Consider the following 17,069-nt stretch of genomic DNA (forward strand, 5'->3'; position numbering starts at 1 on the left):
TGTATGGAGTGAGAACGGGCTCATCTTCGGGGCAAACCCGCGCCTCCCCGAGGCAACGGTTGACAATCCGCTTTGCCAGGATAGCTATAAAGGTTGGGAGATGAGTGCTGATAATGCGTGTTCTGCCGACAGGCCGTAAATACAAAGTGCCTCTGACAAATCTCGTCGCACGCTGGAATTCTCAATCCCTTGCTAGGCAATTCCTGCTTGCGGGTGGTTTTGTCGCGGTCTGTGCGATGGTTATCGTGGGTTACTTCGTTGCCAGCCTGATCGAAAACGCCGTGACGCGTAACTCCGCAGCGACGACAGCGCTTTATGTCGACAGCGTGATCGCCCCTCTTCTGCCTGATATGCAAACCACCCATGCTCTGGACGATTCGATAACGCGGGCCCTGGATGAGACACTTGGTCAGGGCGCACTTGGAAAGCGCCTTTTTTCATTCCGGCTCTGGCGCAGCGATGGAACAATTCTCTATTCCAGCGACAAGAATCTTTCCGGCAAGCAGTTCCCGCTTTCTGATGACCTCAGAACGGCCTTTTCCGGCCGAATGGCAGCAAGGTTCAATCGGATCGGTGACATCGAGAGCGAGGCCGAACGCGACAGTGAAAATCCACTTCTGCAAATCTACAATCCTGTCCTGCAGCCCTGGTCTGGCAAAGTCGTCGCCGTCTCTGAATTTTTCGAGGTAGCCCATGATTTCGAGTGGAGCCTCAATCAGGCTCGGCTGTTGAGCTGGTTCATGGTTGCTGCATTTACGATGACATTTTTTGTCCTCCTGTCGATTATCGTCTTGCGTGGAAGCCGTACTATTGACAGCCAGCGCAAGGCGCTCAGTGATCGCGTCGCTGAACTGTCCGCCCTGCTGCGGCAGAACGAAGCTTTACGTGCACGTGTTCAGCGCGCCACGCAAAGGGCCACCTCGCTTAACGAGAGCTATCTGCGCCGCATCGGTGCTGACCTGCATGACGGTCCCGCACAATTGGTCGCCTATGCCTCGTTACGCCTTGACAGCCCGATGCTCACCGATCCTTGCACTCCTGCCGAAGATCGCGAAGCATCCTTGACGAACATCAAGACAAGCCTCGATGACGCTATGGCGGAAATCCGTGGTATTTGCAGCGGGCTGATGTTGCCCCACATAGAAACGGATAGCCTTGCTGACCTGCTGAAACGTGCGATCCTCGCGCACGGGCAGCGCACGGGCGCTTCTGCCGAACTCTCGATGAACAAGACGCCTGCAAGCCTCTCGACCTCGGCAAAGATATGCATCTATCGCTTTGTACAGGAGGCACTGAACAACGGATATCGCCATGCCGGCGGCCTCGGGCAAAAGGTTGCGCAAACATCTGAAGACGGACTGATTATCATCGAAGTTATCGATAAAGGACAGGGCTTCCGCGTGAGCGATGTTTCACCCCAGAAACTCGGCCTTGCCGGCCTGAGGGATCGTGTTGAAAGCCTGGGTGGCGTCTTCCATCTTTTTTCATCCGAGCGTGGGACCACCGTGCGAATGTCCCTTAATATCGAGGAAATGGAGCAGGCATGACGGCGCAGCAAATCAGCCTGGCAGTTGTGGATGATCACCCCCTCTTCAGGGAAGGTGTCATCCGAAGCCTGATGGAAATGGACGGGTTCAACGTCGTCGGAGAAGGAGGCAGCAAGGAAGACGCGCTACGCATAGCGGCAGAGCACCGACCGGATGTCCTGCTGCTCGATATCTCCATGCCTGGAGGCGGGCTCGAGGCTATCCCGCTTATACTTGACCAGGTGCCCGGCCAGAAGATCGTGATGCTGACGGTTTCCGAGGCAGGCGATGACGTCATGGCAGCGGTGAAGAGTGGAGCGAAGGGCTACGTCCTGAAAGGGGTTGGGTCACGTGCACTTGCTGATATCATTCGAAGCGTCGCGGCAGGCGACAGCTACGTTGCGCCGACCCTGTCTGCACGCCTGATTTCGGAAAGCGGATCAGGCGCAGGGGCCAATCCCTTTACCGCGTTGACGGATCGGGAGCAGGAGGTACTGGCGCTTGCATCTGCCGGATTAAGCAACAAGCATATCGGTCTCAAGCTGGACCTGCACGAAAAGACGATCAAACACCATATGACGCAGATCTTCACCAAGCTTGGCGTGAGCAACCGGACGGAAGCCGCGATGGCGTTTCGCGACGAGATTGACAGACGCCGTTAACGAAGGAACGATCTGAGCCGCTGCTCGTCTGCGGTCGTTGCATCGCGGTTGACGATTGTTCGGCCTTTCGCGTCCTTCATCACGTATCGTCCGCGCTGGACACTTTCGCTGATGCCATCCCTATGGCGAACAGTCAGGGCACCGCGACCTGAATTCGCCGCGTCATTAACATCGGTTTGGCTTTTCGCAGCATTTCCGGTGCCCGACGATTGGCCGTTATTGCTTCCCTTGCCGCCCGAATTGCCGTTGCTGCCACTGTTACCATTGCCGCCACTGTTGCCGCTACTTCCTCCGTTCCCGCTACCTCCTCCGCTGCCTCCGCCTCCGCTGCCTCCACCGCCACCATTCCCGTTGCCATCCTTGGCATCGGCCACCTGTTCAGCAACGGTCGCCGAGACACCGTGAACTTTTATTGTGTAGGGAGCAGCCGTGTTGAAGAGGGTTAGCACCAGGCAAGGGAAGATGGCGATCAGCTTGCGACGCAATAACACCTCTTGTCTCCTGACGTTTGAATTTGACGGCAGCATGCGATTTATAGCAGACGCCAGTTGGCAATTACTCAATTTCATACAAGTCGTCACTACGCCTTGAGTGGTCAAGCCCAATCGAACGGTTACGACTTAAGCAATCGCTTGAGCAACCCTTTGTCTTCAAAAATCTCAGACCAACGTCGCAGGCGAGACAGACTGAAGTCAAAAAGCGCGCTGCCAGGCAACGGAAACGAGCGGGAAATCGAAATCGACGCTGTAATGCTATGGAACTTCAAGGCCCGGCGACAGCACCTTCACGAACTGCGACCTTGTCAACTTCGGCAAAGCCGAGACAGTTTCTTCAGGTTCCTGAGGAACACTTTGTTGGAAATCTGAATAGATGGCAAACTGCTGGGAATATGGACAAATTTGCTTGGCGTACGATTTCACCCTGATCTTGTTCTGACCCCTGACGGCGCCTTCGCCTGTGCTGCCCTGCTTAGATAACGAAGAGCTTGCCAATCTATCGAAAAGATCGACCATGAGAACCGGTGGTCGCAAAAAACAACCAATAGGATAAGCTCCGTCTCGGCGTATGGTATTCGAACGCACATCTAAAGGGAGAGAGGTTCACCATGAAAGCTTTGCTGCTGTCCGTCACATTTGTTCTGGCGGCGTCAACCTTCGCGTTTGCGGATGAAAGTTGTGGCGACAAAACCAACCAGACTGAAATGAACGTCTGCGCATCTGAATCGCTGAAGAAATCGGATGCAGAAATGAACAAGGTCTACAAGGAGATCGAAGGGCGACTGAAGGACGATGCCGATACTACCAAGCTACTCGTTGCAACACAGAGGGCATGGATCGCGTTTCGCGATGCCGAATGCAATTTTCAAACCTCAAACGTTCGTACTGGGACCGTATATCCGTTCGTCAACAGCTCATGCCACGAAGGTCTCACCCAAAGCCGCACAGAAGACCTCAAAGGTTACCTGCAGTGCACCGAGGGCGATTTGGACTGCCCGGTCCCGGCAGCAAACTGAACATCTGAAATCCACACCGCCCGCTCAACTCAGGTTGGTCGGGCCTTATGCTTAAAACACCCCGAAGCGCGTAGCAAAAGCTGGCCATGGCCAACTTGTATCGCTACGCCATCGGAGATGGCAGGTTGGCAGGGTCTGCGACATTGCCGACGCGGCAGCCAGCGTCCTGTAAGTGTCAAGCTCTGCCACTTCGTCGAGCGCTATGAGACGCGAAGTCCGCCGGCGGATCGAAAAGGCTGGATTTGCGACGACCGGTGGAAGCAGGCCTTCAAATCGATGACCGCCGATGGGCAACTCGCCCGAGATGACTGGTTGGTTCATGCCGACTTCCGAGCGAAGAGCGTGCGCAACGGTCCCGATCAACATTTCTGCTGCCGACGCCGACATCTCCCCGGCCGCCGCAATACCCCGACCGATATACTCGATGAACAGTCTGCCGTCGGGATTGAGCATCACTTCGACCACCGCGCCGTCATCAAGGGCCGAGCAAAGCTGGTCGCCGAGCGCCTCCTTAAGCTTTCTGACAAGCCTGGCATGGGACGAGGCAAGCCTGGCATGGGACGAGGGATGAGCCACAAGCCGCTCCTTTGGACGTGTTGGGACGAAATTCCATCATTGAGCAGTAATTTGCCGGCTGAAGTTTTTCGAAGATCAATGAGGAGACCGGGAGAATCCCCGCGACAGCTGTTGTGGTGCCTATTTTCTTGACGGGACCTATGCGCCGCAGTGGCCATTCGACACGGGAGAGCATGCGTTCGAAGCGCAAATCGGTCACGGTTACAATCTCGGTATAGCCGGCGAGTAAGGACCACTCGACGATCCCCGCAAACATGGCGAGCGTCGTCTCGTGAGCCCTGTTTGATCGCCCGGCCACTTCGTGAGAGGTGTCTACGCAGAAGCGCGAACTTTCGATCATGGCATCGTGGGGGTGGAGATTACCGTCGGGAAGGAGCGATGAGAAAACATCGCCAACCATCGTGGGGCCAACTGCCGGAAGAAGGCGCGCGCAGCCGAGCACGTGATCGCCCTCGGAGACGGCGAGTATGTATGTCGGTCCCAGATCGTCAAAAGCGTCGCGTTCGTGTCCGCCGTGGACGTGTACGTCCCATCCCAGGCGTCCTGAAAATACCCGCGCACGAAGTTTATGGTGCTCTTCCAGCAGTTTTTTCTCGCCTTCGTTGCGAGGTGCGGCGATAGCCATGATGTGCATGAAGTTCCCCGTTTTTCTTTGGATGGAAATCAGCACATTCGGGAATCGGGCGGCAGTTGGTGAATTCTACAAATCCGGGTTCTTTCACATCGCGGCCCTGGGAGGCTGTACAGAGATCCCGGACCGGTTCCAAACGGCGGGCGCTTGCATAGTTGACCCTGGGCCGAACGACAATCAAAGCTGCCCGTATTAAAGTGTTAAGGCATTGGAAAGCCAATAAAATAACGTAATAGCAGCGCCGCCTTTGTTCAGGACGTACGTGGTTACGTTAAGAGTTCATTAACTTTTAATCTCTGGACGCGACGCGAGAATCGTGTTGTACCTTTGGCGGGCTTTGGGCGGCAAACCGAACTTTGTCCGCCAAGGGGGCGATATGGCGATAGCGAACAAGATTGAAGCAACAATTGCTCGGAAGGAAGATGCAGGCGGCAAGATTGCCCGCCATGCAAGCCTTTTGTCGCAGCAGTTGCAGGAACTGCGCACACGCATGTATCCGCCGAAGTCGGAGAAAAGCCTGCGCCCCTTCCTGACCAATGAAGTTTCAAAGCTGACGTCCATACCTGATTCCACCCTGAAACTCTTGTCGAGTGAAGGGCGTGGCCCGAATCCCGGACGTCTGGAAAACAATCATCGGGTCTACACCCTGGCCCAGATCAACGAGTTGCGGGAACTCTTCGCTAGCCAGAAGCCGGCAGACGCGTTGAGATTCCTACCGAGGCGCCGCGAGGGAGAACACCTCCAGGTCGTGGCCATTGCCAACTTCAAGGGTGGCAGTGCCAAGACCACGACCTGTGTTCACCTTGCACACTATCTCGCCTTGCAGGGCTATCGTGTCCTTGCACTTGATCTCGATCCGCAGGCCTCGCTTTCTGCTCTTTTCGGTGCGCAGCCCGAGTTTGACGTCGGCGCCAACGAGACCATCTATGCGGCGTTGCGCTATGACGACGCCGAGCGTCGATCGATCCGCGACATTATTCGCAAGACCTATTTCGACGGCATCGACCTGATCCCGGGCAACCTCGAGCTCATGGAATATGAGCACGAGACGCCAAGGGTACTGGCGCAGAAATCCGGTTCTGGGGCAATTTTCTTCGAGCGACTGAAGCTGGCGCTGGCCGAGGTCGATCGGGATTATGACGTGGTTATCCTCGATACGCCGCCGTCCCTCGGATTCCTGACGCTCAGCGCAATCTACGCTGCCACAAGCATGATCATCACCGTCCATCCGGCGATGCTTGACGTGGCTTCCATGAGCCAGTTCCTGTTGATGATGGGAGACCTGATCAGCGTGCTGAATGAAAACGGCGCGCAACTCGATCAGGATTTCATTCGCTATCTCGTCACCCGTCATGATCCCAACGATGCGCCCCAGTCTCAGGTTGTCGCCATGATGCGCCATCTGTTTGGTACCGATGTGCTTCTTCCAACCCTGATCGAAAGCACAGCCGTCGAGGCAGCGGGACTTGCAAAACGCTCCATCTACGAACTCGAAATGGGCCAGATCGGCCGTGACACACACAAGCGAGCCCGCGAGGCGGTCGACGCCGTCAATGAAGCCATTGTGAAACTGATCAACACCAGTTGGGGGCGCACATGACCAGCAAGTCATCGCGTAAATCCATCGTAGCAAATTTTGGGCTGCTCTCTGCGGAACTGGAAAACCGGCTGTCGACGGAGAACCCTGCCGCCGCTCCCCAACCCGGTCCATCCGCTCGTGTCGGTGCGGGCGTGATTGGTGCGGCGCACCGGGCGATCGACGACATCAAATCGGAACGCGATCGCCTGAAGGCGCTGGTCGAGGCCGGCGGAGGCGCCATCCGTGAACTCGATACGTCCAAAATCGATCCCTCGCCCTTTCCCGATCGTCTTCCTGACGATGATGCCTCTGATTTCGAGGCGTTCAGGAATTCAATCCGCTCCGAAGGCCAAAAGGTTCCCATCCAGGTCCGAAAATCACCGTCCTCACCTGACCGCTATCAGGTGATCTACGGCCACCGCCGGCTCCAGGCCGCCCGGGACCTCGGAATTCCGGTTAAGGCGATCGAGGTAGAGATTTCGGACGTTGAACTGGTCATCGCACAGGGCATTGAAAACGCCGATCGCCAGGATCTGACCTGGATTGAGCGCGCCCTGTTTGCCCGCCGTATGGACGATGCCAATGTGAAGCCTCGCGATATCAAGGCTGCCCTGTCCATCGACGATCCTGAACTGGCACGCATGCGGTCCGTTTACCGCGCCGTCCCGTCCGGAATCATCGAAGCAATCGGGCGGGCGGCGAAGGTTGGCCGTCCGAGATGGGCCGACTTTGCAAAGGCTTTTTCCGAAAGGCCGGATCTGCACGATGCAGTGAGCAAGGCTTTATCCGTCAGCGCCGAAAAGCGCCTGGGATCAGACCAGAAGTTTCTGGCAGCATTTAATGCTCTGAAACCGAAAGCTCCCTTGAAGGAGACTGGCAAAGTCATTGCTGGCCCCGCAGGCGAGCAACTGGGCAGGCTTGTGCGTACGGCCAAGGAGGTTCGTATTTCAGCGTACACGCCGGCCTCGGTGGAATTCCTGAGCTTTATTGAATCAGAGTTGCCAGCGCTGGCCGAGCGCTTCAGTCGTGAGAAATCGAAGAACTGATCGAAACCGCAAGCGGATTTTGGCACGAATTAAGGAAGGAAAGCGCGCAAAAGAAAAAGGCCCCCGAAACGTTGCCGTCATGGAAGCCCTTCTCGTTGTGTGAGAGCTTGAGAATCGCATTTCCATGAAACCTAGTCAAGAGTCTTTGGCGCCGTTTCGGTGAGCGTTCTTCTTTTGCCTTTTTGAGAGGCGAAGACATGGAAGGTGGACAAGTGACGACGCCCTTTGGGCGACGACAGGTTACCCTTGCGCTTGTGAGGCGGCAGATCGCCACCAGCAGGATCGAGGAAGGTAAATCGGCAAACAAGTGGAAGGTTTTCCGCGACGCATCGGAAGCTCGGGAGGTGCTTGGTCTGCAGGATCGCAGCCTCGCGGTTCTCGACGCGCTCTTGAGCTTCTATCCTGAGAACGAACTGCGCCAGGACGCGCAACTCATCGTCTTTCCCTCGAACATTCAGCTGTCAATTCGTGCACATGGCATTGCGGGCGCTACCTTGCGTCGGCATCTTGCGCTCCTCGTCGAGGCCGGCTTGATCATCCGCAAGGATAGCGCCAACGGTAAACGCTATGCCAGAAAAGATAACGATGGATCGATCGAACACGCCTTCGGTTTCGACATATCGCCGCTTCTTATGCGCGCTGAGGAGCTTGCATGCCTCGCCCAGCAGGTTGCGGCCGATCGAATTGCCTTTAGACGGGCAAAGGAAAACCTGACAATCTGCCGGCGTGATATCCGCAAGCTCATCACGGCAGCTGTTGAAGAAGGGGCTGCAGGCGATTGGGACGAAATCGAGGAACGCTATATTGCTCTCGTGAGAGAAATCCCGCGCAGCCCCAGCCTGGCTGAACTTGGCGATCTCGGAGTCAGGATGAGCAGTTTGCGTGAGGATATCGTCAAACTCCTGAATTCCGGAGACCTTTCATCAAAAATGAACACCAGTGATGCCCAAATTGAGCGGCACATACAGAATTCAAATACCAACCCTCTTAATGAACTTGAACCAAGCTCTCGAAACGAGCTGGAAGCGAAGCCGAGTGAAAATGGGCGGGCCGTGCATGTGCCGATAAAGGCTTTCCCGATTGGACTTGTCTTGCGTGCTTGCCCGGAAATTTCGAACTATGGGCCTGGAGGGGAGATCAGAAACTGGCGGGAGCTTATGACGGCTGCCGTGGCGGTTCGATCAATGTTGGGTGTCAGCCCGTCGGCATATCAGGAGGCCTGTGAGGTGATGGGTCCGGAAAATGCGGCGGTGACCATCGCTTGCATTCTTGAGCGCGGCGGTCACATCAACTCAGCGGGCGGATATCTGCGGGATTTGACAAGCAAGGCGAAGCGCGGTGAATTTTCACTTGGTCCGGTCCTTATGGCTCTGCTGCGTGCCGGCGGCCACAACGTCAAAGCCGCTGGGTGATATTGGGCTCGCACAGGTGATACCTCCAGGGCGCTCTTAGCTAGTGGTTGGTAACGTTGACCAAAGTGGCGAGGCGTTTACACGGTAAAAGCCGCCGCCCTACCCTGCCGTGGATTGCCGCTACGTCCGTTTGCCCGACCTTGCGAATGATGAGATATGGCCACCATGGTCCGTCAACACTGAACCTCTTCTGAACCCAGCGCGAAGATTGAAGATCGGCTGGTTGCATCTGGGTCGTCATCCGGTCGACGTTGCGCCATTCAAGATCGGCGCGAAAAGCCTGATACAGTCGTCGACTCGTCGATACACTTCCTTGTCTGGGAATTCGTAAGGGACTTCGAGGCCCAGAGCAGCGCCGCAGAGACTCACCCAATCAGCGAGGCAAGGACTGCTCGGGCTGTGCCGGTTATCTTCGTCGTCACTTGCCGAACCGTCACGCCGGGCTACAATGGCGTCATGCTTGACTGGTGCTTTCAAGTATTTGGAAACCGGGGAGCATTTGCTCTGGTGGCATCCAAACGATCGCAAACGCCATCCCGGCTGGAACGAAACGGGAAAATGGGCAACAGCTACATCGGAGCGCTCGGAGAATCCCCGAGGCGACAACGTGGTTCAGGATTCCGATGGTGTGCTGGTCTCGGGCCGAACGATGCATGTGGCAGAGATACGCTTGACGGGCTGGTTTTGCGCAGCAGGTTCGCACTCGGTCTGTATACCACCGAGAAGGGACACAGATGCCAGACGAGATCGGGCTTGGACTCATGATGTACTGCCACTCTGAGTTCAGTTATCTTGCCAAGTTACTTTCATCCTTTTATTTCGACGTCATAACCAGTCCTCGTCCGGCCGATAACTGGTAAGTGGCTTGCTCCCTTACCTTCCGAAACACAATTCTGCAGCGCCTTGCGGCAAAGTATGCCCGCCACGATCGGACGGGCTTACCTTCCATAGGTTTTCCCGATGCTGGTTATTTCGAGAAACGCTCCGGTCGGAAGGTCGCGAGCATGGGATGTTCGGTTCCAGTGGCAATCTCGAAAGCAAGCAACTCGCCCACGATCAGGCCAAGCGTTGCACCGCTGTGGCTGAACGCGACATAATAACCGGGGATGGCTCCGATGGCTCCAATTACTGGCTCGCCGTCTCCCGGAATCGGTTTTCCACCGACGCTGATCGAAGCGACTTCGAGTCGCGGATTGCCCTCCAACACCTTGGCAGCCTCCGTCAGAAGTTCGGCAACAATTTCGTCATCGATCTCACAAGTGCCGTCGGCGCGCACTGTCACGCCCTCCTCTGCTGCCCAGTCAGCATCCAGCGAAAAAGTACCGCCCGGCGCTGGTCGGATAGCGACACGTGGCGTGTTGAGGACAGCACGCAGGGGATGGGCGATCGGCTTGGTCTGCACGAGAAGGGCGATCGGGGTCCCGTCCCCGATGGTCTGTCCGCTTTCTGCAGCCATCTTTGGCACGGCCGGCCCGGTGGCGAGCACGACAGCGTCCGCCCGATGGAGGTAACCTTTTGCGGTTTCGGCGCCAACGGCACGACCACCCTCGATCACGACCCGCGCAGCCCCCTGGTCCGTCACCAGAACGCCCCCGAGCTCGGAAAATTCCTTGAGAAGCACACCGATCAGTGTCGGCAGATCGACCCAGCCCTCCCCGGCATTGAAGATCGCACCCTGCGGGGTGATTGCGCCTGCGTCGAGACCCGGCGCGACACGGGCGACTTCGGCTGCGGAAAGCCGCTGCGCGTCATAGGCGAGTGAAACCTCGTGGCGATAGGCCGCGTCGATCTCGTTGCGCTCGTCATCCGCATCCCAGGTCAGGCCGCCATCGAAGCGCAGCCATTCCGCATCCGGGTTCTGTGCCGCGAGCGTGCGATAACGGTCGATGCCGGCCATACGCAGCCGATGATAGGGTTCAGAGCGCATGCGCGCCGAGTTCAGCCAGGAGAGCGAGCGGCCGGAAGCACCGTTGGCGGGCGGGCCATCATTGAGGATCGTGACCTGGATGCCGCGCCGCGCAAGCTGCACGCCGGTGGAAACGCCGAAGATACCGGCACCGATGATGACGGCCGAAGAGATGGTGTTGTCGGTCATGGGGTTGGCTTTCAATCAATTGTCATACGGATTGGGTGAAGCGATCAGGGTTCTTCCCAGTGGCCGCTGGTGGTGGAGCGGAAAAGTGCGTCGATCGCCTTCATGTTCGCGATCGCATCGCCAAGCCCTGTCTCGAGTGGCTTGCCGGAGAGAACGGCCTCGGCAAATGCATCGACCTGTTCGCGATACTGATCGACCGGCCCTATCGTAATTTCCTCGCGCCCACCGCCGGCCAGATCGCGGCCATCGTCGAAGATGAGGATGGTCGGCTCATCGGCCGGTGCATTGAAGGGAATGGAGATTTCCAGACGCCCGCGCGTTCCAAGCACCGTAACCTTCTGCGTGAGGGAGAGTTGCGTGGAACAGGTGAAGGCAAGCTGCCTTCCCTCCGGAAACGCCAGCAGCCCGCTCGTCAGCCGGTCGGTGCCGAAGACGGGATCGCGCTCCATGAGCGCGATCGCCCGCACCGGTTCCGCGTCGAACAGGAAACGGGCCGTATTGATGGCATAACAACCGACATCGAACAGACCGCCGCCGCCAATATCCACCTGATTGCGCACATTTCCGGGGTCATCGAGATAATAGGAAAAGATCGTCTGGATGGCTCTGACCTCGCCGAGGCGCCCCTCGGCGATCATCGCGCGCACCTTCTTCCATTGCGGATGGTGGCGCACCATAAAGGCTTCCGCGACCGGCAGGCCCGCCACTTTTTGTGCGGCCGCCAGTTCCATCGCCTGCGCAGCATCAAGAGCGATCGGCTTCTCGCAGAGGACGGGTTTGCCCTGTGCCAGCGCCTTGATCGTCAGGGGCACATGCAGGTGATTGGGCAAAGGGTTGTAGATTGCGTCTATTTCCGGATCGGCAAGCAGATCCTCGTAGCTGCCATAGGATTTGGCGATGCCGAAGCGGGCCGCCATTTCCTTCGCCTTGGCGGCATCGCGCGAGGCGATCGCCGCAACGTGTCCCAGGCGGCTGGACTGGATGGCGGGAATGACCGCCTTGGCGGCGATGCCCGCGCAACCGAGCACGCCCCATCGTATCGTTCGTGTCATCTTTTTCTCCTCTCGACGCTCAGAGCACTTCCGCAAGGAAGCGCTGAAGACGCGGGCTCTGCGGATTGTCGAATATCGCCTCTGGCGTGCCGGCTTCCACCACGCGCCCCTCGTCCATGAAGACAACCTGATCGGCGACCCGGCGGGCGAAGCCCATTTCATGCGTGACGACGACCATGGTCATGCCGCGCGTGCCGAGTTCGGCCATGAGGTTGAGCACGCCCTTGACCAATTCCGGATCGAGCGCACTCGTTACCTCATCGAAAAGGATGACTTCCGGTTCCATCGCAAGCGCACGGGCAATGGCGACGCGCTGCTGCTGCCCGCCGGAAAGACCGCCCGGACGGTGATGCTGGCGGCTCGCAAGACCAACGTCGGCAAGCCTTGCCTTGGCAATGCGCTCGGCCTCGGCTGCCGGCAGGCCCTTGATCTTCGTCAGCGACAGCATGACGTTTTCCAGCGCCGTGTGATCCGGAAAGAGGTTGAAATGCTGGAAGACCATGCCGACGCGGCGGCGCAGCGTTTCCGGCTTCATGGCGAGAATGCTTTCACCATCGATGAGAATATCGCCGCTCTTCGGCTCGACCAGACGGTTGAGCCCACGCAACAGGGTCGACTTGCCGGAACCGGACGGGCCGATGATGCAGGTGACGCTGCCCGGTTTTACCGAGAGGTCGACACCCTTCAGCACGTCGAGATCGCCATAGGCCATGCCGAGACGGCGCACATCGAGGCTGCCGCCCTTGAAAGAGACACCGGTGGCGCGGGCTGCACTATCGAGTTCACTAACCTCCTCCAACCCACTGGTGATGGTCGAGGGGCGCTGCTTGCCAATCCGCAGGCGATTGTCGATCGCATTGACGACATGGGTGAGCGGTACGGTGACGATGAGATAAAATACGCCCGCCAGCAGCAGCGGTGAAAGATTGCCCGTCACCACCGCCTGGTCCTGCCCTACGCGAAAGATCTCACGCTCGGAGGCCAGAAGCCCAAGGAAATAAACAAGGCTCGAATCCTTGACGTTGCCGATGAACTGGTTGACGAGGGCCGGCAGCACGCGGCGCACGCCCTGCGGCACGACGATAAGGCGCATGCCCTGGCCGTAGCTCATCGACAGCGCCCGGCAGGCCTCCATCTGGCCACGGTCGACGCTCTGGATACCAGAGCGGAAAATTTCGCCAATATAGGCGCCGGCAATCAGGCTGAGCGCCAGAATGCCGAGAGGATAAGGCGACGGGCCGAAGAGTTCGCGGCCGATGCGGGCAAAGCCCTGACCGATCAGGAGGATTGTAACGATGGCCGGCAGGCCGCGAAAAATATCGGTATAAAGGCGGGCGGGGATGCGCAGCCAGGGCGAGCGGGAAATGCCCATGATGGCGAGCATCATGCCGATGGCGACGCCAAGCACCGTCGAGGTCGCAGCCAGGATCAGCGTATTCTTCAGACCGACCGTGATCATGGTCGGCAGCACTTCGGCCATGGCATTCCAGTCGAGGAAGCTGCGGCGCAGGTTTTCAAGCCAGTTCATCAGGATATCCCTTGAAAGAAAGGCCGGTCCGACCGGTCAAGGCCGGACCGGAAGGCGGCATCACTGCTTGGGAAGATATGCCTGCGGCATCGGCGTGCCGGGGAACCATTTTTCGTGCAGCTTTTTCCAGGTGCCGTCCTGCATGGCCTCTTTCAGGCCCTTGTTGAGCGCCTCGCGCAATGCATCGTTACCCTTGCGGATGACAAAACCGGCCGGTGCATCGAAGCTCGGAATATTGACCGCGACCTTCAGCGCCGGGTAACGGGCGGAATAGTCCTTTGCCGCCTCGAAATCGAGGAAATGGGCATCGACCGTGCCGTTGTTAAGTGCGGAAACGGCAGAGTTGTTGTCCGGGAACTTCACGAGATCGGTGCCGGCAAAGTTCTTTTCGGCATAGATTTCCTGCAGCGTGCCCTGCACGACACCGAGACGCTTGCCCTTGAGGCCCGCTGCATCGGTGATGCCGGCCTCCGAAGTAAGGACGCTCAGGAAACCTGCTAGATAACCGTCGGAGAAATCAACGGTCTCCTTGCGCTTGGCCGTCGTGCCGATTGCGGCGGCTGCAACATCGAAGCGGCCGTTGGCGACCGAGGGCATCAGCGCCGAGAATTCCTGGCCGGTGAAGACGACCTGCTCCTTCTTGAAGCCAAGGCGTCCGGCGACATTGAGGAAAAGTTCGATGTCGAAACCGGTAAAGTTACCGTCGGCGGTGGTGAAGGCATAGGGCTTGGCATCGCCCATCGTACCGACACTTATGGTGGCGGGATCGATGAGGCCAAGCGGATTGTCGGCAAGCGCCGGCGTCGCCGCGCCTGCGAGGACACCGAGCGTGGCCGCGATGGCGGTAGCGCGGATTTTGGCAAAGGGGGAAGTGAAGGCTTCGGTAAATCGCATTGGTTTCGTCTCCTCTGGTGTCGTTGTCTGCGATGTATTCAAGGCGCACGGGTCCCATCCGGACGGCGGCATGACCTCACCCGCCCGGCCCATGCAGTTCGCATGTCGGAAGTCTTTTTCTTTAAATGAGACCGGTCTCAATTGGATATGAGACCGGTCTCTTTTGATTTTGACAATTGTTATCTTCGCGTTTGCCAGTCGTCAAGTTCTCTTGTAAGCCTATCGTTTATGGACAAGAGCCTATCAAAAACTCCTTCCGTGACCGTGGCTGACGTTGCGCGCAGCGCGGGCGTCTCAAAGGCCACCGCAGCACGTGTGCTCGGCGGCTACGGAACCGTTAGCGACCGGGTGCGTGAGGCCGTCACAGCCGCCGCAGCTTTCCTGGATTATCGTCCCAATGAGCTTGCCCGCAGCATGACGACGGGCCGCTCCGGCACAATTGGTGTCGTGGTGGGCGATATCGAAAACCCGTTCTTCAGCCTTGGCGTTCGCGGTATCACGGATGTCGCCCGACAAGCGGGATTTACTGTCATCCTCATCAATTCGGGTGAAGATGTTTTGGTCGAAAAAGCGGCCATCCGTAACTTGCTTGCCAGGCGTGTAGACGGCTTCATCGTTTCTCCAGCTAAGGAAAATGATGTCGAGCACCTGCACGAGGTTATTCGTTCAGGATTGCCGCTAGCCCTGCTTGATCGTGGGAGTGACACCCTCGAAGTGGACACGGTCCTTGCAGATGACCGTCATGCTGCAGAGAACGTCACTCGCCGACTGATCGGGCTTGGCCACCGGCGCATTGCCTATATCACCGCCTGCGACACGCCGGATCATTGCTTTCACACGTCAAAGGACATCAACACCGGCTCAGTCCGGCGTCGTATCGAGGGATATCTTGATGCCTGCCGTAAGGCGGGCCTCCCGGGCATGGAGAAATGGGTGAAGGTTGGCGCTGTGACGCCGGAACGCACACACGGGATAGTCACCGAAATGCTCCAATCGCCAAACCGTCCGACCGCGATTATCGCATCAGACAGCATCATCGGTATCGAGGTATTCAAGGCTCATCGCGATTTGGGAGTAAATATTCCGGGCGATGTGTCATTGGTGTCGTTCCACGATGCAGACTGGACATCCGTAACCACGCCTCCGATAACCGTTGTTAGGCAGCCCGTGTATGAACTGGGAGCGAGTGCGGCCAAACTTCTTGTGGATCGGTTGAATGGCGGAGATCAAGCTGCCCGCAAAGTTGTCCTGAAAACCGAAGTCGTTGAGCGCGCCTCAATACAGGCCGTTTAATATTCGCTGCCTGGACCGTTTTTTGCTATCCGCCGTGCCCCTCCCCCTTGGGAGCTCCATCAAGTTCGTCGTGTCGGGTCCATCCGGGATCGGCAGCTTAAACTGCGTCCTGTTTCGTTTCCTGGAGAGACTTGAGCGCCGCATCACAGCGGGGATTGGAAGCGAAGCGCTCCGTGTTGGGAATCTCAAAAGTTTGAAAAAGACCGCTTTTCAAGGCGAGGCCAAACTTGAGGCAGTCGAAAGGGAAAAAGAGAACGGGCCAGCCGTGGCGTCATACGGCAAGTGCCCCGGAAGACAATACCCGGGTCCTGGTGACGAGCCGCCCCTTGGAGGAGGGTCCAGCACAGTCGGAGCTCATATATTGGACCGATGGCGAACCGCTTGGAACAGACGGCTGGTGAGCTTCGATCTCTTCACCAGGCCAGATAATCGAATACGCGAAACCGGAGTTGAAGGTTGCCATTACCGGCGGCTGCCGCGCTTGGGCCCTCGGCTGGCTCCCCGTGAGAGCGGGAGGATGACCGCGAGCTTTTTGGTGCCGGGAAGTGATGCTTCGCATTGCAACGGATTTGCGGAAACTCTGTACTTAATGATCAAGCACGTGAGGTCGCCCCTCCCCTCCCCTCCCCTCTTCCGCGGAAACGGCATCGCAAGTGTGTCTGCCTCATCCCGGTGTCTTTCGCACAGGATGGCCTGCGGGCATGCATTTCATCGTTAGAGCATTTTCGATCGCCGCACTCGAGGCAGTGTTGTCGGAGACGCACCAGCCCTCAGGCGCCACGAGTTTGGAAAAGAATCTGATCTCATCGTCACCATAGGCGTAATAGTAGCTTTCAGGATTTCCGTGTAGACGAACACATCGTGGGGGCTCGCTGAAGGTTTCAGCAGGCTACACGGGCGCGGGATCGGCGAAAACGTGGTCAATCTTGTGTGTCTCCAGCAGATCAACTGCCTCTTGCGACGACCAGCTTCGGTGTTGAGCTTCAATGATAATCTTGCCTTTATCGGCCACAAGCATTGTCCTGAGTGCGTGATCCAACGTTCGGACATGGAAAGTCAACGATGGCGGAAGTTGATACAAGAGCGGGTCCGCGCTTTTGGCCTGGTAGCCGAGGGTCGTCTGTGAGAGTCTCAAACGGTTCTGAGATGTCCTTCATTACGGGCAGATGCGAAATCTCTCTGGGCACCTTTGCGGAGGATCGAAAGGTCCGGGCACGGCGTCAGCCCGTCGGGCTAAAGTCGACGCTTTGTACGGACGGTAG

The 17,069-nt window shown here is 57.7% G+C and carries 14 protein-coding genes and 2 pseudogenes; 8 read left to right on the forward strand and 8 right to left on the reverse strand.

All coding sequences use genetic code 11. The annotated features are described in order from the left end of the window. Positions 1-113 precede the first annotated feature (113 nt). Positions 114-1,547 carry a sensor histidine kinase gene (locus V6S97_RS21545; protein WP_111785289.1) on the forward strand — a complete coding sequence of 478 codons (1,434 nt, stop codon included), beginning with the start codon at positions 114-116 and terminating at the stop codon, positions 1,545-1,547. Then, a complete protein-coding gene (locus V6S97_RS21550; protein ID WP_080865335.1) occupies positions 1,544-2,188 on the forward strand; it encodes a response regulator in 645 nt (214 codons plus the stop codon). The genes V6S97_RS21545 and V6S97_RS21550 overlap by 4 nt, the downstream gene beginning before the upstream one ends. Here the strand turns inward: V6S97_RS21550 and V6S97_RS21555 are convergent. Then, positions 2,185-2,679, reverse strand: coding sequence for a hypothetical protein (locus tag V6S97_RS21555; RefSeq protein WP_162686298.1), 495 nt, complete (start codon positions 2,677-2,679; stop codon positions 2,185-2,187). The genes V6S97_RS21550 and V6S97_RS21555 overlap by 4 nt on opposite strands. A gap of 614 nt (positions 2,680-3,293) precedes the next feature. Between V6S97_RS21555 and V6S97_RS21560 the strand changes: the two genes are divergently transcribed. Continuing rightward, positions 3,294-3,701 carry a lysozyme inhibitor LprI family protein gene (locus V6S97_RS21560; RefSeq protein WP_020808206.1) on the forward strand — a complete coding sequence of 136 codons (408 nt, stop codon included), beginning with the start codon at positions 3,294-3,296 and terminating at the stop codon, positions 3,699-3,701. 129 nt (positions 3,702-3,830) lie between these two features. Here the strand turns inward: V6S97_RS21560 and V6S97_RS21565 are convergent. Both V6S97_RS21565 and traI read right to left on the reverse strand, forming a co-directional pair. Next, positions 3,831-4,277 (reverse strand): annotated as a pseudogene (locus tag V6S97_RS21565) (P-type conjugative transfer ATPase TrbB); the annotation flags it as partial. After that, entirely contained in the window at positions 4,213-4,911 is a 699-nt protein-coding gene (gene traI, locus V6S97_RS21570; protein ID WP_111785292.1) for an acyl-homoserine-lactone synthase TraI, read from the reverse strand. The pseudogene V6S97_RS21565 and the gene traI, both read right to left, overlap by 65 nt. 373 nt (positions 4,912-5,284) lie before the next feature. Here traI and repA point away from each other — a divergent pair, with 373 nt between their 5' ends. The 3 genes from repA to repC all read left to right on the forward strand — a co-directional run bounded on the left by repA (position 5,285) and on the right by repC (position 8,945). Then, positions 5,285-6,508: a plasmid partitioning protein RepA gene (repA, locus tag V6S97_RS21575; protein ID WP_162686299.1), complete on the forward strand. Its 1,224-nt coding sequence runs from the start codon at positions 5,285-5,287 to the stop codon at positions 6,506-6,508. Then, positions 6,505-7,533 carry a plasmid partitioning protein RepB gene (gene repB, locus V6S97_RS21580; RefSeq protein ID WP_111785294.1) on the forward strand — a complete coding sequence of 343 codons (1,029 nt, stop codon included), beginning with the start codon at positions 6,505-6,507 and terminating at the stop codon, positions 7,531-7,533. Before repA ends, repB begins: the two co-directional genes overlap by 4 nt. 197 nt (positions 7,534-7,730) lie before the next feature. Further along, the gene (gene repC / locus V6S97_RS21585) at positions 7,731-8,945 is read left to right on the forward strand and encodes a plasmid replication protein RepC (RefSeq protein ID WP_111792150.1); all 1,215 of its coding nucleotides are present in this window, start codon (positions 7,731-7,733) and stop codon (positions 8,943-8,945) included. A gap of 967 nt (positions 8,946-9,912) precedes the next feature. Here the strand turns inward: repC and V6S97_RS21590 are convergent. The 4 genes from V6S97_RS21590 to V6S97_RS21605 are packed head-to-tail and all read right to left on the reverse strand — an operon-like array spanning position 9,913 to position 14,514. Next, positions 9,913-11,040, reverse strand: a complete 1,128-nt coding sequence (locus tag V6S97_RS21590) for an NAD(P)/FAD-dependent oxidoreductase (protein WP_111817886.1) — start codon at positions 11,038-11,040, stop codon at positions 9,913-9,915. 44 nt (positions 11,041-11,084) lie between these two features. Continuing rightward, positions 11,085-12,092, reverse strand: a complete 1,008-nt coding sequence (locus V6S97_RS21595) for a Gfo/Idh/MocA family protein (RefSeq protein ID WP_334427705.1) — start codon at positions 12,090-12,092, stop codon at positions 11,085-11,087. A 19-nt stretch (positions 12,093-12,111) separates the two neighbouring features. Continuing rightward, on the reverse strand, positions 12,112-13,620 hold the full coding sequence (locus V6S97_RS21600; protein ID WP_099086661.1) for an amino acid ABC transporter permease/ATP-binding protein: 1,509 nt from the start codon (positions 13,618-13,620) through the stop codon (positions 12,112-12,114). Positions 13,621-13,680: 60 nt separating this feature from the next. Continuing rightward, positions 13,681-14,514 (reverse strand): ABC transporter substrate-binding protein, encoded by an 834-nt coding sequence (locus tag V6S97_RS21605; RefSeq protein ID WP_334427706.1) that lies wholly within the window; start codon positions 14,512-14,514, stop codon positions 13,681-13,683. A 228-nt stretch (positions 14,515-14,742) separates the two neighbouring features. Here V6S97_RS21605 and V6S97_RS21610 point away from each other — a divergent pair, with 228 nt between their 5' ends. Beyond that, the gene (locus tag V6S97_RS21610) at positions 14,743-15,807 is read left to right on the forward strand and encodes a LacI family DNA-binding transcriptional regulator (protein WP_111785298.1); all 1,065 of its coding nucleotides are present in this window, start codon (positions 14,743-14,745) and stop codon (positions 15,805-15,807) included. Between the two features lie 227 nt (positions 15,808-16,034). Beyond that, positions 16,035-16,314: pseudogene (locus tag V6S97_RS21615) on the forward strand (hypothetical protein). 382 nt (positions 16,315-16,696) lie between these two features. Here V6S97_RS21615 and V6S97_RS21620 read toward each other — a convergent pair. Further along, entirely contained in the window at positions 16,697-16,942 is a 246-nt protein-coding gene (locus V6S97_RS21620; RefSeq protein ID WP_334427707.1) for a DUF72 domain-containing protein, read from the reverse strand. Between the last annotated feature and the right edge of the window lie 127 nt (positions 16,943-17,069).

The organism is Agrobacterium sp. CCNWLW155, assembly GCF_036888815.1.
GTDB lineage: Bacteria > Pseudomonadota > Alphaproteobacteria > Rhizobiales > Rhizobiaceae > Agrobacterium > Agrobacterium radiobacter.